16 protein-coding genes are annotated in these 18,883 nt (G+C 36.4%); 7 read left to right on the top strand and 9 right to left on the bottom strand.

The window, feature by feature from the left end; genetic code table 11:
* Positions 1-17: 17 nt before the first annotated feature.
* From BBF96_RS01285 to BBF96_RS01265, 5 genes are all read right to left on the bottom strand, one after another.
* Positions 18-1,106 carry an ABC transporter ATP-binding protein gene (locus tag BBF96_RS01285; RefSeq protein WP_127015473.1) on the bottom strand — a complete coding sequence of 363 codons (1,089 nt, stop codon included), beginning with the start codon at positions 1,104-1,106 and terminating at the stop codon, positions 18-20.
* Between the two features lie 15 nt (positions 1,107-1,121).
* Complete coding sequence (locus BBF96_RS01280; RefSeq protein ID WP_127015472.1) at positions 1,122-1,934, bottom strand: ABC transporter permease; 813 nt, start codon at positions 1,932-1,934, stop codon at positions 1,122-1,124.
* Positions 1,934-2,854, bottom strand: coding sequence for an ABC transporter permease (locus BBF96_RS01275; RefSeq protein WP_236777905.1), 921 nt, complete (start codon positions 2,852-2,854; stop codon positions 1,934-1,936). Before BBF96_RS01275 ends, BBF96_RS01280 begins: the two co-directional genes overlap by 1 nt.
* A gap of 24 nt (positions 2,855-2,878) precedes the next feature.
* Complete coding sequence (locus BBF96_RS01270) at positions 2,879-4,111, bottom strand: ABC transporter substrate-binding protein (RefSeq protein WP_236777857.1); 1,233 nt, start codon at positions 4,109-4,111, stop codon at positions 2,879-2,881.
* A gap of 288 nt (positions 4,112-4,399) precedes the next feature.
* Positions 4,400-4,780 carry an ATP-binding protein gene (locus BBF96_RS01265; RefSeq protein ID WP_127015470.1) on the bottom strand — a complete coding sequence of 127 codons (381 nt, stop codon included), beginning with the start codon at positions 4,778-4,780 and terminating at the stop codon, positions 4,400-4,402.
* A gap of 404 nt (positions 4,781-5,184) precedes the next feature.
* Here BBF96_RS01265 and BBF96_RS01260 point away from each other — a divergent pair, with 404 nt between their 5' ends.
* Together BBF96_RS01260 and BBF96_RS01255 are read left to right on the top strand one after the other, a co-directional pair.
* Positions 5,185-5,430 carry an FmdB family zinc ribbon protein gene (locus tag BBF96_RS01260; protein ID WP_127015469.1) on the top strand — a complete coding sequence of 82 codons (246 nt, stop codon included), beginning with the start codon at positions 5,185-5,187 and terminating at the stop codon, positions 5,428-5,430.
* A 125-nt stretch (positions 5,431-5,555) separates the two neighbouring features.
* Positions 5,556-7,112 (top strand): IS1182 family transposase, encoded by a 1,557-nt coding sequence (locus BBF96_RS01255; protein WP_127015468.1) that lies wholly within the window; start codon positions 5,556-5,558, stop codon positions 7,110-7,112.
* A gap of 383 nt (positions 7,113-7,495) precedes the next feature.
* Here the strand turns inward: BBF96_RS01255 and BBF96_RS01250 are convergent, their stop codons facing one another.
* Entirely contained in the window at positions 7,496-7,837 is a 342-nt protein-coding gene (locus tag BBF96_RS01250; RefSeq protein ID WP_127015467.1) for a hypothetical protein, read from the bottom strand.
* A gap of 256 nt (positions 7,838-8,093) precedes the next feature.
* Here BBF96_RS01250 and BBF96_RS01245 point away from each other — a divergent pair, with 256 nt between their 5' ends.
* From BBF96_RS01245 to glnA, 5 genes are all read left to right on the top strand, one after another.
* Positions 8,094-9,839, top strand: coding sequence for an ABC transporter ATP-binding protein (locus BBF96_RS01245; RefSeq protein WP_127015466.1), 1,746 nt, complete (start codon positions 8,094-8,096; stop codon positions 9,837-9,839).
* 15 nt (positions 9,840-9,854) lie between these two features.
* Entirely contained in the window at positions 9,855-11,951 is a 2,097-nt protein-coding gene (locus BBF96_RS01240) for an ABC transporter ATP-binding protein (RefSeq protein ID WP_127015465.1), read from the top strand.
* Between the two features lie 269 nt (positions 11,952-12,220).
* Positions 12,221-12,520 (top strand): LysO family transporter, encoded by a 300-nt coding sequence (locus BBF96_RS01235; RefSeq protein ID WP_127015464.1) that lies wholly within the window; start codon positions 12,221-12,223, stop codon positions 12,518-12,520.
* Positions 12,508-13,101 carry a LysO family transporter gene (locus BBF96_RS01230; protein WP_127015463.1) on the top strand — a complete coding sequence of 198 codons (594 nt, stop codon included), beginning with the start codon at positions 12,508-12,510 and terminating at the stop codon, positions 13,099-13,101. The genes BBF96_RS01235 and BBF96_RS01230 overlap by 13 nt, the downstream gene beginning before the upstream one ends.
* A gap of 447 nt (positions 13,102-13,548) precedes the next feature.
* Positions 13,549-14,979 carry a type I glutamate--ammonia ligase gene (glnA, locus tag BBF96_RS01225; protein WP_127015462.1) on the top strand — a complete coding sequence of 477 codons (1,431 nt, stop codon included), beginning with the start codon at positions 13,549-13,551 and terminating at the stop codon, positions 14,977-14,979.
* A gap of 39 nt (positions 14,980-15,018) precedes the next feature.
* Here glnA and BBF96_RS01220 read toward each other — a convergent pair whose 3' ends face one another.
* From BBF96_RS01220 to add, 3 genes are all read right to left on the bottom strand, one after another.
* Positions 15,019-16,029 carry a cation diffusion facilitator family transporter gene (locus BBF96_RS01220; protein ID WP_127015461.1) on the bottom strand — a complete coding sequence of 337 codons (1,011 nt, stop codon included), beginning with the start codon at positions 16,027-16,029 and terminating at the stop codon, positions 15,019-15,021.
* Positions 16,030-16,685: 656 nt separating this feature from the next.
* Positions 16,686-17,312: a porin family protein gene (locus BBF96_RS01215; RefSeq protein ID WP_164730835.1), complete on the bottom strand. Its 627-nt coding sequence runs from the start codon at positions 17,310-17,312 to the stop codon at positions 16,686-16,688.
* 497 nt (positions 17,313-17,809) lie between these two features.
* Complete coding sequence (gene add / locus BBF96_RS01210; RefSeq protein WP_205665683.1) at positions 17,810-18,832, bottom strand: adenosine deaminase; 1,023 nt, start codon at positions 18,830-18,832, stop codon at positions 17,810-17,812.
* Between the last annotated feature and the right edge of the window lie 51 nt (positions 18,833-18,883).

The following is an 18,883-nucleotide window of genomic DNA, read 5'->3' as shown; positions in this document are numbered from 1 at the left end:
TGCTCTCCCTCCATACCTTAAGATTTGGAATAAATACAAATAGCTTCTTTATTCACTTCCAAATTAACCATTTCTCCTGGAGTAAATTGTTCTTTACCTGAGCCCCTTACCAGTACCTTTTCATTACCGACCCGTACATGATAAAACCAATTCTCCCCTGTAAAAGTGTACTCTTCAATCTCCCCACTAACCTGATTATCTTCCATTAAACCAGAACTATTTTTTCTTAAAAGTTTTATCTCTTCCGGTCGAATTAATATTTTTACCTCTTTAGGTTGGATTCTATATCTGTGATTCTTCAGTTCTAGCCATTGATCCTCTTTTAGCTGAGATAAATCCCAGCTTCCTAATATGGATTTGAGGTGAGATTCGGTCACCTTACCAGAAATCAAGTTAGCCTGTCCTACAAAACTAGCTATCCAGGAATTAGCGGGACGGTAATATATCTCTGTTGGGGAAGCCACCTGCTGGATAACTCCGTCTTTCATAATCGCAATCCGGTCAGCCAGCACCATCGCTTCTTTCTGATCATGGGTAACAAATATAGTGGTCAGATTGAGGGTTTTGTGAAGGTTTAAAATCAATTTCCTCATTTTATCCCGTAAGACAGCATCCAGGTTACTTAAAGGTTCATCTAAAAGTAATACTCTGGGCTCTAAGACAAGGGCCCGTGCCAGCGCTATTCGCTGCCTTTGACCACCGGAAAGTTCTGAGGGATATCGTTTCTCAACCCCCGGTAATTCGACCATTTTAAGCGCCCATTCTACTTTCTTTTTTATAAAATTCCGATCTTTTTTCCGTACCTTAAGACCAAAGGCAATATTCTCATAAACAGTCATATGGGGGAATAAACGATAGTCCTGAAAGACCATCACAGCCCCCCTCTCTCTTCCCTTTAGATGGGTAATAGGTTCACCATCAAAATAAATTTCTCCAGCATCTGGATCTAATAGTCCTGCAATCATCTTCAACGTTGTAGTTTTACCACATCCAGATTGGCCTAATAGTACCATAAGTTCTCCCTGCTTAACAGTTAATTCAAGATTTTTGACCACTTCTTTTTCTCCAAAACTCTTGCTAATTTTATCTAGTTTAATCTCTGCCATCTAGCATGCCACTCCTTAAACAAAATAAAGATCTATATCCGCATATCGGCGCCTTAAATAGAACTCAGTAATAAGGATCATAAAAATACCGGGTACAGTAAATAACAGGCTCAATACAGCAGCCAGTGGACGATTACCACTGGTTACAAAGGGAAATAAAACCAAAGGCAAAGTAAATACCCGTCCACCACCGATTAAAAATGTTAACAGATATTGGCTTAAAGATATAAGAAAAACCAATATCCCGCCTGTGATAATTCCTGGGGTAATCATTGGCAAGGTTATATACCAGAAAGTCTGCCACCCGTTTGCTCCTAATGCTTCCGCTTGTTCCTCCATTTTTCTACCAACAAATGCATAGACCGTCTTTAAAATTCGCACCATATAAGGAGTTGTAGGAATTAAATGGGCCAGGACCACCCCGGTAAAAGTATCTACCAATCCTAACTTAATAAAGATTAGATGAATTCCCATCACCACAGCAATAGGGGGGACAATAATGGGTAAAAATATAAGAATCTCGATCAATCTTTTTCCTCTAAAATGATCCAGAGCAAGTGTCCGGCTAGCTGGGATACTGATCACAGTCACTATTAAAGTAACTGTCCCCGCAAGAAGAACACTGGTCAATACAGCTTCTCCCATACTGTCATAGTTCTCAAAAAGATACCTCCAGGCCTGTCCACTAAACTGAGCGGGAAATATTCGAGGCCAGCACCAATCTTTTCCAACTGACCATAAAACCAGGGAGAGAAAAGGAAGGGCAAAAAAGATAAACATTCCTACTAAAATGAAAGGTAAAGATAGTTTTTTAAATAATTTTTCCATCAGCACCCTCTTCCCCCTTCCTGGTTCTGGCGGTTTTGGTGTAATATCTTTTCATCCAGATAAGCATTACTGAATTTAAGATAAATCCAGACAGAAATCATGGATATAAAGGCAATAATCATACTTATGGCCAGGGATTCTGGACGACGATAAAGATCTGCGTTTATATGACTTTTAAATGCCCAGACCGAAAGGGTGGTTGGATAAATACTTCCCACCAGGTAAGGTATCTCAAAAGCTCCAAAAGTAAATGCAAAAACAATAATTGCTGCAGAAATAATACTGGGCCATGATAAAGGCAAAATAATCTTTGTCCAGATCTGAATTGAACTGGCCCCTAAATTTGCCGCTGCATCCCAAAAATGCGTATTGATCTTTTCCATAACACTAAAAACCATCAGAGTGATAAAAGGAATTTCTTTCCATAGATAAACCAAAATAATTCCCAGACCATAGCGATCATAAACCAATATTGGAAACTGTTCCATCCTTTCAATCAGTCCCAAATGAAAGAGAAGCCGCGCAATTAAACCACCCTGATTTAAGAAATCGGTTATCATAAATGCTGCAACCATGTGAGGAACCATCATCGGTAATTTGTATAACAGACGTAAATTTTGCCATTCCCTGGCCTTTACAACCAACAGCATAGCCAGAAGAACCCCAATAATAGTTGAGAGAAGTGTCGAAATACTGGCAATAAATAGAGTATACTTAAAATTAACTAAAAAATCTGGATTTTTCAAAACCTGACTATAAAATTTCAAAGTCAGATGAGTTTTTCCTAAAAGGGGCTGGTACCCCAAACTCCGTACCAACCCCAAAACTAATCCTCCCCCGAAGAGAAAGACTACTACAAAAAGTACAGGTAAAAGCTTCAGATAGGGTTTTAATTTTGCTATGATAATTTGACCTGACATGATTTTCACTATCTCTCAGCCTTCCTATTTCTTTAATACATTAGCTTCCCAACCTTCTTCAATCACCGGAATATATGCGGAAGGAATTTCAGGTACACTATGCTCTTTTAAAGTTTTAAGAGAAAGGGTAGCTTCACTCTGACGAATAGACTCAATTTGCTTTTGATATTTTTCCGGTAATTTAGTAACATCAAGTGCTATCATATCACCCCAATTTTCGGGTTTAAACTTGGAAATCTGAGCTTCCGGGGATTCCAGGAAGTTAATCAGTACCATAGCTCCAGCTTTATTAGGTGCATTGAAAGGAATAGCCAGAAAATGGGTATTAGCAATAGTTCCGGTATCAAAAACCAGACTCCGACTACTTTCAGGAAATACACCCTGAGCAATCATATTAGCAGCTTTTGCAGGGTTGTAATCCATAGTCATCCAGACTTCACCCTGTGCATAGAGATTATCCAATTGTGCAAGATCCTGTGGATAAGTTTTGCCCTGCCGCCAGAGGTAAGGTTCAATCTCATTAAGATAGTCCCACAATAAACCAATCTTCTCATCTAAAAGTTTCTGATCAAATCCGGAAAGATATTGCTCATAACCGCCGGTAGTATGATAAAGCGCCATACGAACAAAGGCACTGCCTGTAAAATCAGGTAATGCAGGATAAGTAAACCTACCGGGATTAGCTTTAACCCATTCTTTCAACTCATCAAAGTTTCTTGGCGGATTGGGCACTTTTTCTGAATTATAGATCAATACCATCTGAGCCCGACCCCATGGTGCTTCATACCCCTCTACCGGATAACCGAAATCGTACTTAATACCAGGATCATTTTGATCTACATACTTTCTAAAATTGGGAATCTGATGGGTAAATGGTCCCCAGAGTAAGTCAGCCTGTCTGGCAGTCCGGAAATTTTCCCCATTAATCCAGATTACATCAATAGAACCTTTTTCCTTTCCAGCTTCTTTTTCAGTAAGTAACTTATTAATAAATTCACTGGCATTCATAGGAACCCTATTAACTTTTAAATTATACCGTTCTTTCATAGTCTCACTAACATAAGTATCCATCCATTTATTAATAGCTGTACTACCGCCCCACATGTAAATATTAACCTCTGTACCCCTGGCCAACTCTTCAATCTCAGTCCAATCAGCATTCTTCAAATCCACAGCCTCTTCTTTTTTTTGACTACAACCAACAAGAAGTCCAACGATTAAAACCACTAGACAAAACCACTTTACCACCTTTTTCATTTGCATACCCCTCTCTTTTGGTTTGTTGATTTTTTCACAAATAGACATACTAACCTTTTTCAATCTTAGTATACATTAACAAATTACTTACTGTCAATGTTACTTAAGGCTAATTTTTTTGTAATTTTTTATGTGTTATTAACAATATATTATTAAATTATCTTTATCACTGAATAACAAATATGTAATTATATTAATTCAACAAAATTTAGAGATAACCTCTTTTTACTGGCTTAAAAAATAACCCGTGCCTTTTAATCAAGTAAGACACGGGTTTTATATTTTTCATTATCCATGAATCAGTTGAGGCAAACATTTGGCACAGGCCCATTTGCTATCTCCTTTATAACGGATGGGGAACATGGGGGCATCATATTCACTTCGCCCACAGTTAAAACAGTTGATTTCTATCTCCTGTTTAACCTCTTTGGACTTAAGATGTTCTTCTACTGCCTTATGATCAAAGGGTTTAGCTTCCCTCTCCTCAATAGTAAGGGCCCCTGTAGGACAGACTCCAAGGCAGAAACCTGCTCCATCACAAAGTTCTTCTCTAATAACCTTCGCTTTTCCATTAACAATTTGGATTGCTCCTTCTGCACAGGGAGAGACACATTTACCACAACCGTTGCAGAGTTCTTCATTAATTTTAACAATCTTGCGTAATACCATCTTTATCTCACTCCTTTTATTCTTATAATTTTATCTTAACTATGATTATACTGCAAAAAGCTAATTTTGAATGACATAGAAATTTTTCGCCAAATCTTTGCGAGATTTCCGACGAAATAAGGCCTCATCACAGGAGGTGATGAGCTAGTTCTAAGGGCCAGCAGGGCCCTTTGAGTCAGGAAACCTTATTTCGGCAGAAATCGAGCTTTAGATGATTCGAAAAATTTCTAAAGAAGCGAAAAATTAGCTTTTTGCAGTTTAACCAACTATAATTATTATACCTGCTGATAAAAAAATTAACTATGATATTTATCACGCTGATTGATAATCTCTTTTTAACTTGACAAAGATTTTTTCACAAATTAGAATATTGTACAGGAATTAATTCAGCGGAGGTGTTTGAGATGCCAACTTATGAATATAAATGTGAAAATTGTGGACGTTTCGAAAGATTTGAAAAGATTACTGCAGAGCCTTTAACTGAATGTCCAACCTGCAAAGGAAAAGTACACCGGGTTATTAGTGCTGTAGGTGTTATCTTTAAAGGCTCAGGATTTTATATCACTGATAACCGCAGCAGCGAATACAAAAAAGCTGCTAATGAAGCTTCTAAAGAAAAAAATTCCAGTGATAGTAAAAAAGCATCATAATAAATTATTAAAAAAGGGGCTGTCCCAAAAGTCCCTTTATAACCCCCAAAAGTAAATATTAAAAGAAAGGTGTTGTCAGAAATTTTTATAAAGACAACACCTTTTTTTTATGGTAAAATATAAATATGAAGAGGAAAAACCATAATAAAAAGACATTTATTGAATATAATATGAATCAGACAATGTTGCCTTTGAGTTTTGATGTGTTTATTCCTGAAAATCATTTAGTAAGGGTGGTAAATTCAGCTATAGAAAGGATGAATATTGAACCCCTGCTTGAAAAATATAAAGGTGGGGGTAGAAGCAGCTACCATCCGAAAATGATGCTTAAGGTTATAGTATATGCCTATACTCAGAGAATATATTCATCAAGACGAATTGCCAAGGCACTTCGGGAAAATATTTATTTTATGTGGCTTAGTGGTAACAATAAACCTGATTTTCGGACGATAAACCGATTCAGATCAGAGATCATGAAAGATGTTATTGATGAGGTATTTGCATCAGTATTGGAACTTCTTATAGAAGAAGGATATGTAAAGTTAGAGAATTACTTTTTAGATGGTACAAAAATAGAAGCTAATGCAAACAAATATAGCTTTGTCTGGAGAAAAGCGACAAAGAAGTACAAAGCAAGGCTTAGGGCAAAAATTAATGAACTTTTAAAAGAGATTGAGAAAACCAACGAAGAAGAGAATAGATTGTATGGGGATAATGACCTGGAGGAGATGGGTGAAGGAAAAGAAATAGATTCAAAGAAACTCGAAGAAAAAATTAAGGAACTTGAAGAACGTCTAGAAAAGAACTCCAAAAACAAGAAGTTAAAGAAAACAATTAAAGAGCTCAAGACTAAATGTCTTCCCAGAATGAAAAAATATGAGCAACAGGAAGAGATTTTAAATGGACGAAACAGTTATTCTAAAACAGATACTGATGCAACTTTTATGAGAATGAAAGAAGACCACATGAAAAATGGGCAATTGAAGCCCGCATATAATGTTCAGATAGGTACAGAGAATCAGTTTGTAGTTGGTTATAGTATTCATCAAAGGCCGGCAGATTCAAGATGCTTAATACCTCATTTAGAAAAAGTAAAAGAAGTTACAGGTAAGATTCCGGAAAATGTGATAGCTGATTCAGGTTATGGTAGTGAGGAAAATTATGATTACTTAGAGAAAGCCAATACTAATATTTATGTTAAGTATAATACTTTTCATAAAGAACAAAAGAAGAAGTTTAAAAATGATATATTTAAAGTAGAAAACTGGCCGTATGATAAAGAAAACGACGAGTTTATTTGTCCTGTTCAAAGAAGACTCATTTACTGTAAGACAAAAGAAATTAAGACTGAAAATGGATATACTAAACAAATTAGATATTACAAATGCGAAAATTGTGATGGGTGTGAGTTAAAAGAAAATTGTACCAAGGCCAAAGGTGATCGAGTAATAAGAATAAATTTTAAATTACGTGAATATAAGCAAAAGGTAAAGGAAAACCTTTGTTCCGATAAAGGTATGAAACTCCGTTCTCAAAGAGCAATTGAAGCGGAATCTGTCTTTGGAAGGATCAAAGGTAATTGGTCATTCCGGAGATTTCTGCTTCGTGGCCTTGAGAAAGTAAAAATTGAATGGGGTTTACTGTGTATAGCCCATAACCTGGCTAAACTGGCAACAGTATAGAATGTCAGGTATGGGTTTTTATTTTCTTAACAGAAAAATTTTCAATGAATTTAAAATGAACAATGAAAAAAGGGGCCATGCCCAAAAGTAATTAATTACTTTTGAGACAGCCCCTTTTTTAGTGCTTATTATATTAATTCATAACTTTCATGTACATCTTTTTATTGATTATACTGCAAAAAGCTAATTTTGAGCAACATAGAAATTTTTCGCTAAACCATCTTAGCGAGATTTCCGACGAAATAAAGTCATCACAGGAGGTGCTGAGCTAGTTCTAAGGGCCAGGAGGGCCCTTTGAATCAGGAAGCCTTATTTCGGCAGAAATCGAGCTTTAGTATGGTTCGAAAAATTTCTTCTGAAGCGAAAAATTAGCTTTTTGTAGTTTAACCTTTATTTTTTTTATCATTATCAGTTTCCTCTTTTTTAATAAGTTTGGAGACAGATCTGGTAACTATCAGATAAATATATCCCTGAACTCCTGCCATTGCCAATGCCCAGGCCCAGCGGCTTTGGAGAAGAAAATAGATCACACCAATTATTCCGGCAATAATAATCAGCATTTTGACTAATTTTTGATTTACTTTACCAAAAAAGGCCAGTACTATCCGGACCTCCCAGGGAGCCAGTGTTAAACCAATAAAAACCCCTTCGTCAACCCGATAAATTAAACCTGCTACCCCTACAATTATAAATAATACCAATAAAAAAATATGAAAAAAAACCATTTTTAATTCACCCCCAAATTTATTTTACCTTACAATTCGGGTAAAAATAGAAGAAATCCTGCCTTTCTTAAGCTAAATTTTGACTTATAATCATAAGTTCTGCGCTTTACTAGAATAGCGGGATTCGTGAATCACAGTTTAACCTTATATTATATTTTTCTTTTTTTCGGTCAAAACGTTAAAAAACTCTTTTATTTACTTTCGCAATGCGATATAATTGCTAATAGAATTAAATTTCATCAAAGGAGGATTTATTTTGCGAAGTTTTAAAACCTTATGGCCCTTTATCAAAGAACATAAATGGATGTATATATTGGGAATTATCTGGGTTGCCTTTACAGATGCACTCCAATTAATTACACCTCAACTTTTAAGAACTATAACTGACCGATTTCAAGAAGGAAACCTGACCTTAAAAGAACTACTGTATTATACTGTGTTAATCATAGCTATCGCTTTGGGAATTGCAATCTTTCGATTCTTATGGCGCTGGTTTGTAATTGGTACATCCAGAAAAATGGAATACTATCTCAGAAACAAATTCTTTGCACATCTGCAAAAACTCTCAACCAATTTCTTTAATCATCATAAAACCGGAGATTTGATGGCCCATGCCACCAATGATATCAACTCTGTCAGAATGGCTATGGGACCAGGAATTGTTTTTGCTTTTGATGGATTCTTTTTAACCCTTACAACCCTGGCTATATTGCTATCTATTAATGTCAGGTTAACTCTCATTTCTCTTATCCCACTGCCCTTTTTGGCAATTATAGTCACAAGTTTTGGCCAGGTTATTCACAAGCGGTTCTTAAATGTACAGGATGCCTTTTCCAAACTAACTGACAAAGTTCAGGAAAACTTTGCCGGAATCCGGGTGGTCAAATCCTTTGTGCAGGAAAAATTTGAAATCGACAAATTTACTGAAGCCAATCAACTCAATATGAATGCCAATATGCATCTGGTTAGAATCTGGGGAATGTTCCACCCTCTAATCGAAGTTTTTGCTACTTTAAGTTTTGTAATCATTCTGGGCTACGGTGGCAGATTGGTTATGTTAGGTGAAATCAGCCTGGGTGATTTTGTGGCTTTCTATACATATTTAGGTCTGATGACCTGGCCAATTATTGCCATCGGTTGGGTGATAAATATTTTCCAACGAGGTTCTGCCTCTATGAAACGAATCAATGCCATCTTACATGAAAAACCCGAAATCTATAATTATCCCGATACCAGATATGAACATACCATTAAAGGTAAAATTGAATTCAAGAATCTTACCTTTAGATATTCAAAAGATACACCTCCAGTTTTAAAAAATATCAATTTAACTATTAAAGAAGGTCAGACCCTTGCCATTGTAGGTCGTACCGGTAGTGGTAAAACCACTCTGGTCAATTTGCTCCTTAGACTCTTTAATCCAGAACGAGGGCAAATATTTATTGACGGAGTTGATATAAATCAAATTCCTTTAGAAACACTCAGGCAAAATATCGGCTATGTACCCCAGGATAACTTCCTTTTTTCCACTACCATTGCTGAAAATATTAATTTTGCTTTTGAAAAGTTAGATATGCCTAAAATAGAAGAAGCAGCCAAAATTGCACAGGTATATGAAAATATTATGGATTTCCCAAAAAAATTTGAAACTATGGTAGGAGAACGAGGTGTTACCCTCTCTGGGGGTCAAAAACAACGTATTTCCATAGCGAGAGCCATTATTAAAAATCCGAAAATTCTCATTTTAGATGACTGTCTCTCAGCGGTAGATACACAAACAGAAGAGAAAATTCTTAAAGAATTAAGAAAAATAATGAAGGATAGAACCAGCATCATTATTTCTCATAGAATTTCTTCCATTAAAGATGCAGACCATATCATTGTCTTAGAAAAGGGTGAAATTATTGAGGAAGGTACTCATGAGGAATTACTGAAAGCTAACGGACTGTATAGTTACCTCTATGAGAAACAGCTTCTTGAAGAAAACTTAGAATCTGCTTGATAGGGAGTGAAATCTATGCAAAACTTTCACGAAGAAGAGGTTTTAGGAAAGGCCTATGATGCAAGATTAATGCGTCGCCTGTTACGCTATGCAAAACCTTATTGGTCATGGATTCTCCTTTCCATCCTCCTTTTATTTGCCATTACCGGTCTCGAATTGCTAAGACCGTATCTGGTTAAAGTAGCTATAGATGAACACATTAATGCCTATTACCGTCCATATCTTGTCTTTGAAGAAAAGCCCGAAACTGATCTGGATGGATTTATATATCAGGGAATGTACTATATCCGCAGTGATGAAATTGATGAAAGCCTATATCCAAACGTACAGCGAAAACAGATAATCTATAAAAAGGGAACCTATTATCTCATCTCCGGGGTTATTAATGTCAACGAAGATTTCAGTATCCAGCCCATAGATAATGAACAGGTAATAATCAAAGTGGGTGAAAAAGAGTTTACTGGAAAAGTTCTTAAAAAAGCTGATTTAAAGCTCTTTAGAAAAAAAGACGCGGATGCTGTTTTCCGTATTAGCCTGATCTTTATCGCTTTACTTATTTTAGGATTCTGCTTAAACTATGGTCAGGTCTATCTTTTGCAGTGGACCGGTCAGAAAATTATCTTTAACATTAGAGAGGAATTGTTCTCTCATATAGAAAAGCTCTCCCTCTCTTTTTTTGATAATAATCCAGTAGGACGGCTTGTCACCCGGGTTACCAATGATGTCCAGACCCTCAATGAAATGTATACCAGTGTATTAGTAAATCTTTTTAAAGATCTATTCATGTTAGTGGGAATTCTGATTGTTATGCTGAAACTCAATTTCAGATTGGCATTATACAGCTTTACCGTACTGCCGCTGATTATTATCTCTACTATTATCTTTAGAATTAAAGCAAGGGAAGCTTATCGGAAGGTGCGAACCCGATTGGCCCAGGTCAATGCAAATCTTGCTGAAAATATTAGCGGGATGAAGATTGTTCAGATTTTTAACCAGGAGAAAAAGAAATTTAATGAATTCGACAGAATCAATAAGAGCTACTATAAAGCAACTTTAGAGGAACTTCTGGCTTTCGCCATTTTTAGACCGATGATGGAGATTATCTCATCACTGGGGCTTGCAATTATTCTCTGGTTTGGAGGCAAACAGGTAATTCAGGGTTCCCTTCAATTTGGTGTTCTCTTTGCCTTTGTCAACTATATTCAACAATTTTTCCGGCCCATTTTAGATTTAACTGAGAAATATAATATTTTGCAATCAGCTATGGCTTCTTCTGAGCGAATCTTTATGCTTTTAGATGAAAAAGAAGGCATACCTAATCCAAAAAAACCCCAGAAATTAGAGCAAGTACGGGGTTCTATCGAATTTAAAGATGTCTGGTTTGCCTATAATGAAGATGAATGGGTTCTTAAAGGTATAAACTTTACCATTAACCCTGGTGAGACAGTTGCTTTTGTTGGAGCAACAGGTGCTGGTAAATCATCAATAATTAACTTAATCAGCCGCTTTTACGATATTCAGAAAGGTCAAATTCTGATTGATGGAAAAGATATAAAAACCCTGGATAAATATGAATTACGCAAAAGAATTGGTATAGTTTTACAGGATGTATTCCTCTTTACAGGAGATATCAAAAGTAATATTCGTTTGAATGATAAAACAATCACCGATGAGAAGATTCAAGAAGTCGCTCGCTATGTAAATGCTGACCAGTTCATTAGTAAACTGCCAAAGAAATATGATGAACCGGTAACAGAACGGGGTTCCACCCTTTCTGCTGGACAGCGACAGCTATTAGCATTTGCCAGGACTCTGGCCTATGATCCCGACATTTTAATTCTTGATGAGGCTACAGCCAATATTGATACCGAAACCGAACTTTTAATTCAAGATGCATTAAAGAAACTGACCAAAGATAGAACCACACTAATCATCGCCCACCGCCTTTCTACTATCCAACATGCTGATAAGATTATCGTTCTCCATAAAGGGAAAATTCGTGAAATGGGAACTCATCAGGAGTTACTTGCAAAGAAGGGAATTTACTATAAACTATATCAATTACAGTATAAAGAAAATTTTACTTCTAAACAAAATAATGCAGCATGCTAGTAAGAACAAAATGCCCTTCGGGCATTGCAAAAAGCTAATTTTTCGCTTCTTGAGAAATTTTTCGAATCATCTAAAGCTCGATTTCCGCCGAAATAAGGCTTCCTAATCAAAAGGCCCTCCTGGCCCTTAGAATTAGCTCATCACCTCCTGTGATGAGGCCTTATTTCGTCGGAAATCTTGCTAAGATGATTTGGCGAAAAATTTCTATGTCGCTCAAAATCAGCCTTTTGCAGTATAATCTTAAAATTTAAAGATAAGGAGTTAAAAAAATGTGGACTATTCTAATCACTTTAATAGCAGGATTTATAATCGGTTATCTGGATTTAATCCCTTCAAAACTACAAACCTACACCCAATGGCTTACCACAGGAGGACTTATTATCCTTCTAATCAGCATGGGGGCTGGTATCAGTTCCAACCCTGAACTTATAAGTAAAATAAAAAAGTTGGGAATGCAATCATTTCTTCTGGCATCTTTTAGTATCCTGGGCAGTATTTTATTGGTCTGGATTCTGGAAAAATGGTTATTCTCTAAGAAAAAAGGAGCTGACAGAAAGTGGCATGGTTAATATTAGGAGCTGTTGGAGTCGGTATTGGCCTCGGTTTTTTCATTAATGATCAAATGGTTCAGAATTTAGAACAGATTTCAACTATTGCATTGGCAATACTTCTGTTGGGTATTGGTATAGATCTGGGCCAGAACAAAAAAATATGGTATGGACTTAAAGAAAAGGGCTGGCGCATCCTTTTAATACCCCTTGCTATTGCAATAGGTAGTATTGCTGCAGCAGGTTTATGTGCACTTATAATTAATCTTCCTTTAAATGAAGGAACTGCCATTGGAGCAGGTTTTGGATGGTATAGCTTATCTGGAATTTTGATAACACGTTTATATAATAATGAGATAGGAGCCATGGCTTTTTTAACGAATGTTTTCAGGGAATTACTGGCAGTTTTGATTATGCCTTTTTTAGCTAAACATGTTGGTCAGATTACCACAATTGCACCTAGTGGAGCCACAAGTATGGATACAACCTTACCTTTGATTTCACGACTAACCAATCCCGAAACTACCCTACTTGCTTTTGTCAATGGTGCTATTCTTTCTGCCCTGGTACCTATTTTGGTTCCCCTTTTAATTCAGTTGTAACCCAATTCTGAAAATAAACTCTAATGAGTTGTTTTTGGCTGCAAAAAGCTAATTTTTCGCTTTTTGAGAAATTTTTCGAACCATCTAGAGTTCGATTTCAGACGAAATAAGGCTTCCGTCCTTGGCCCTTGATTAGCTCATCACGTCCTGTGATGAGGCCTTATTTCGTCTGAAATCTCACTAAGATGGTTAAACGAAAAATTTCTATGTCGCTCAAAATTAGCTTTTTGCAGTAAAAAGTAATATCAAAATGTTGGAAAACAGGCTAAAACAAAGCTTGATTTTCACTGTTCTAATGGTAATGCGAAGCATCATGAAGGTCTACCCAGAAATTTTATCAGAATATGCAGGAAATTCTGAATTAATGTATAATCAAGTTAATAACAGAAATATTACTTTCTGTATAATTATTCAATAAAGCATATTCATTTTTAAGGGGGAAGTAATATGTTCAAATCTTATGATGAATTACAGCGGTACTGCCAGGAAAATCAAATCCAGATGATTGATTTCCGGATGATTGCTCTCACAGGTGAGATAAAACATCTAACTATCCCTGTCTCCCGACTCTCTCCTAAAATTTTTGAAGAGGGAATCGGTTTTGATGGTTCTAATTATGGTTATACCAAAGTTGAAAAAAGTGATATGGTCTTTATTCCTGATATAACCAGTGCTTTTAAGGATCCGTTCTGGGATGTACCTACTTTGAGTATGATTGGAGATGTCTTCGCTATCTCTGAGACAAAAGAACCTTTTGAACATGATCCGAGATATATTGCTAAAAAGGCCGAAGATTATCTAAAAGAATCAGGAATTGCTGATGCCAATATGATCAGTCCTGAATTTGAATTCTATGTATTTGACAATATAGCCTATCAATATGAAGCTCATGATATAAAATTAAAGTTGGATGCAGAAAATGCTTATTGGCGGAGAGGTAATGAACTTTATCCAAACCTGGGTTATCAAAACCGTAAGCATGGTGGTTACCATGCAGCACCCCCCTTGGATACTCTTCATAACTTAAGAAGTGAGATGGTCATTGAATTAGAAAAAGCAGGTATTCAAGTTAAATACCACCATCACGAAGTAGGCGGCCCCGGGCAGTTGGAGATCGAACTGGAATTCGATACTCCCCGGCAAATGGCTGATACATCATTACTTTTAAAATATATCCTTAAAAACGTGGCAGTCCGGAATGGTAAAACATTGACCTTCATGCCCAAACCCATCTTCGGTGAGGCAGGCAATGGAATGCACGTCCATATGTACCTATTAAAAGATGGACAAAATATCTTCTATGATCCCGAAGGATATGAAGGATTAAGTGAAATAGCCTTTTATTACATGGGCGGAATTTTAAAACACGCAAAAGCCCTGATGGGATTTACCAATCCATCAACTAACTCCTATAAACGTCTCGTACCCGGATATGAAGCACCTGTCAGTATATGTTTTGCTACTTCCAATCGTAGTTCTGTAATCCGGATACCGGGTTATGTAAAAGATCCTGCAAAAAAACGGTTTGAATTTAGACCATCTGATGCAACCTGTAATCCATACCTTGCCTTTGCAGCTCTTCTTATGGCAGGAATTGATGGTATAATCAATAAAATCGACCCAAGAAAAGAAGGTTACGGACCGTATAATATCAATATTTTTGAACTTTCTCCTGAAGAAAGGGCCAAAATCGGTGCACTACCAGCCAGCTTAGATGAAGCCTTAGATTGTCTGGAAACCGACCATGAGTTCTTGACACGAGGCGGAGTTATGAGCGAATCTTTCATTGAAAACTGGATTGCTAAAAAGCGTGAGGAAGCCCGGGCAGTTAATACACGGCCCCATCCATACGAATTTGAACTTTACTATAGCTTCTAAATTAAAATGAGCCCAACCAGATAGTTGGGCTCATTTTTATCATTCATTATCCTGTAATCTATATTTCTTACGATTTTCATAAACCCGCTCTTTAGCATCAAAGCCTAAGAGAAGTTCACCCCTTGGTAAAACACTGCATTCATTACAGTATAGATGATAGTCATCTTCATTTATTACATGAACACAGGGATTGACATGAACTAAAACATCTTTAACCTCGGGAAGATGTTTTTTTATGTGATCTACTGTAGCATGAGCTATTTCATGACCTTTATATACCGGCAGAAAACGGTTAACACAGATCGTTAAATCCACATAAACATGAGGGCCATGGGTCCTGGCTTTAATATCATGTACATTAATAACTCCTTCTGTATATACAGTTGCCCTGGCAATTTCTTTCAAAATCTCACGGGCCGGCGCCCGATCAACCAGCTCCTGAATAGATTCCCAGTAAAGTTCGGCACCGATTTTTACAACCAAGACTGCAACGATAAGTCCAGCAATAGGATCCAGAATAGGATAACCCAAACGGCCACCAGCAATACCTATCAATGCAGTAATGGATGAAAATGCATCTGAACGATGATGGTGAGCATCGGCTATCAGGGCATTACTCTTAATCTCTTCTCCTTTTTTCCGGGTATATCGATACATCCACTCCTTACTTACTATCGATATTAAGGCAGCCCATAAAGCAGCCTGACCAGGTATAGTATAATCTCCTCGAATAAGCCCCTCAACAGCAGCCCAACCAATTCCCAGACCGGTAAAAACAATTAACATGGCGAGAATCTTGGTAGCTACTGCTTCCGCACGACCATGACCATAATGGTGATCCTCATCAGCAGGTAAACTGGAAATTTTAATCCCAATCATAGCCACAACGGTACTCAATATATCAGAGAGAGAGTGGACAGCATCTGAGATCATAGCTGTACTTCCCGATAAAAATCCGGCAATCGCCTTCAATATTGTTAAGATTACATTCCCAATAATAGTCACTATTAATACCCGTTTTCCAACAGCTTCCCGTTCCTGTATATCCATAAAATCACTCCTCAATACAAAACAACTTACATAAGACTTTTGAAATAATAATTTAATTATAATAATCCCCCAACTTTAGCTTACCATTACTTAGCACAAAGCTTATTCTTACAGTACAGGCAATCATCATAAGCCAGGCACAACCCCATTCACCAAACCAGGGACGATAAGCCAATTTAAAAGGTTAATAGCTATATATAATAGCAAACCATAATCCAATAAAAAGAAAAACCAGTACTTCAACTCCGATAATAAAAACAAAGTATAATGCAATAGTTAATACTAAAATTATACTTCATTTGGTAATAAAGGTCAAGTCCTTTTTACCGAAATAGCTTTGTGCAGTTTGATCATAATGTTATCCACAACCTGCAAAAATTCTTAAACATTAAAAAATAAGCCCAATTACCTATTTCGGCTTATTCTTTACTCTTTAATATCATGTACATTGATAACTCCTTCTGTAAAACAGTCGCCCTGACAATTTCTTTTAAAATCACACAGATTGGCACCCAATCCACCAGCTCCTGAATAGATTCCTAGTAGAGTTCTTCTTGATCACTCCCACCATTTTATCTCATCGTTATTTTTTATTATGATTAAACTGCAAAAAGGAGCCCCAATTTAGACTCCTTTCCTATTACCATGATATTTTATTAATAATGATATGTAATACCTCCACCAAAACGGAAACCACTCATATTAATAGAAACATTATCTTCTTCAACATTAATGTTAATTAATCGACATCCGACATTACCATCAATAGAGAAATTATTTTGGATAGGAATACTAATTTGTCCTCCCAGCAAAATTCCAAAACCATTACCTTTGGATATTGTTTCGGATATTGTAAAATCAATCGTTTTAATAGATTCGATAAGATTATAAGAATAATAACCAATACCTGCATTTACTTTTAATATATCTAATAGACGTAAAACTAGGGTTCCATAAGGTCCAGTTAATTTACTTTTTAATTTAAATTCAATCATATCAAATGTATCTTTATAAGAACTCCCAGCTATATCAAACCCTGCTTCAAATCCAACCCACTCATTAAGCCAATATTGGATACCTGTAAAAAATCCAACACCTTTTTTTAAGTCTTCTAATTCTTCATTTATATCAGCTACTCCCTCAATTGAATGAATAGTATAGTCATAAGTATTATAGGTAATACCACCAATAAGCTTAATATTTTCTAATTCTTTTGCACATACCATGCCTCCAAATATTAAGACCAGAGCCCCGACTAAAAACAGTACAGTTGTTTTTTTCATGAAAAACCAACCTCCTATTATTTTTTTAGTTTTTTCCTTAAAACATTTAGATAAAAATAAAAGAATTCCTTCATAAAAAAAGATTTTTTTCATTGACATTGCATAAAACTCTTTAAGATGGTTTTTAACCAGTTTATAGGGAAAATTATCTAACCTTTATCTATTTCTTTATTAATACAATATTATGGTTAAACTGCAAAAAGCTAATTTTTCGCTTCTTGAGAAATTTTTCGAATCATCTAAAGTTCGATTTCCGCCGAAATAAGGCTTCCTAATCAAAGGGCCTTCCTGGCCCTTGATTAGTTCATCACCTCCTGTGATGAGGTCTTATTTCGACTAAAATCTCACTAAGGGTTTAACGAAAAATTTCTATGTTGCTTAAAATTAGCTTTTTGCAGTATAATCATACTATTAAAATTATGATGACAGGTTAAAGCAAATAAAAAGACTCCAGCTTTTAAGCTGAAGCCTCTTTTGAAATCGGTCCTTTATATCTTTTATAAATCTAACTCCGCTTTTATCTCCTGCACCAACTGATCCCGCTCCGATTCAGGCAAAAAGACAGTTTCAGCAGCGTAAAGAATCATCTTTTTAATCTCATCAACTGTAAAGCCCAGCTCCTCCATAACCAGTTGATATTCATCTGTTAATGATGTATTGGAAACAGTACGGTTATCTGTGTTTATAGATACTCTAATACCTTTATCAAAATATTCCTTAACTGGATGCTCACTTATATTCCTTACTGCTTTAGTATGACGATTACTCTTCGGACAGACCTCCAATAAAATTTTCTTTTCTTTCAATTTTGCCAGTACTTCCGGGTCTTCAAAGGAGCGTACTCCATGCCCAATCCGTTCTGCACCCAATTCAATAGCCTTAGCCACACTCTGGGCACCTGCGGCTTCTCCAGCATGAATAGTGATATGAAGTCCACTGGCTTTCGCTCTTTCAAAGACCTCTGCATGATCTTCCACAGGGAAATTGGCCTCATCTCCAGCAAGATCCACAGCAACCACACCTTTTTCCTTAAACCGGGCTGCCAGGTCAGCAATTTCTAAGTTTATTTCTACAGGCTGATGACGCATAGCACAGAGAATTAATCCGGCTTTGACATTAAACTCTCTCTTACCTTCATTAAGTCCATCCAATACCGCTTCCACAACCTCATTTAAAGTTAAACCTTTTCGTGTATGTAATTGAGGAGCAAATCTGACTTCAAAATAGCGAACATTTTCTTTAGCTACTCTCTCACATAGCTCATAAGCTATTCTTTTTAACCCTTCTTTAGTCTGCATTACTGCAAGGGGAAATTCAAATTTTTGCAAATACTCACCAAGAGATTTGCAATCTTCAGGAACTTCAAGATAACGGCGCAGTTCATCCAAATTCTCAGTTGGTAGGTCAATTCCTTCTTTTTGAGCCAGCTCCAGAATTGTCTCTGGATTAACTGATCCATCTAAATGCAAATGAAGTTCTACCTTTGGCAATGCCATAAGTTGATCCCTTAAGTTTTCCACTATCTTCACTCCTTCAATCTAAATATTTAACTCTATATTTCAACATTTTTA

The sequence above is a fragment of the Anoxybacter fermentans genome (assembly GCF_003991135.1).
In the GTDB taxonomy this organism is placed as follows: domain Bacteria; phylum Bacillota; class Halanaerobiia; order DY22613; family DY22613; genus Anoxybacter; species Anoxybacter fermentans.
Note: the sequence above shows the minus strand (reverse complement) of the source record. Positions and strands in the feature narration are given on the sequence as shown.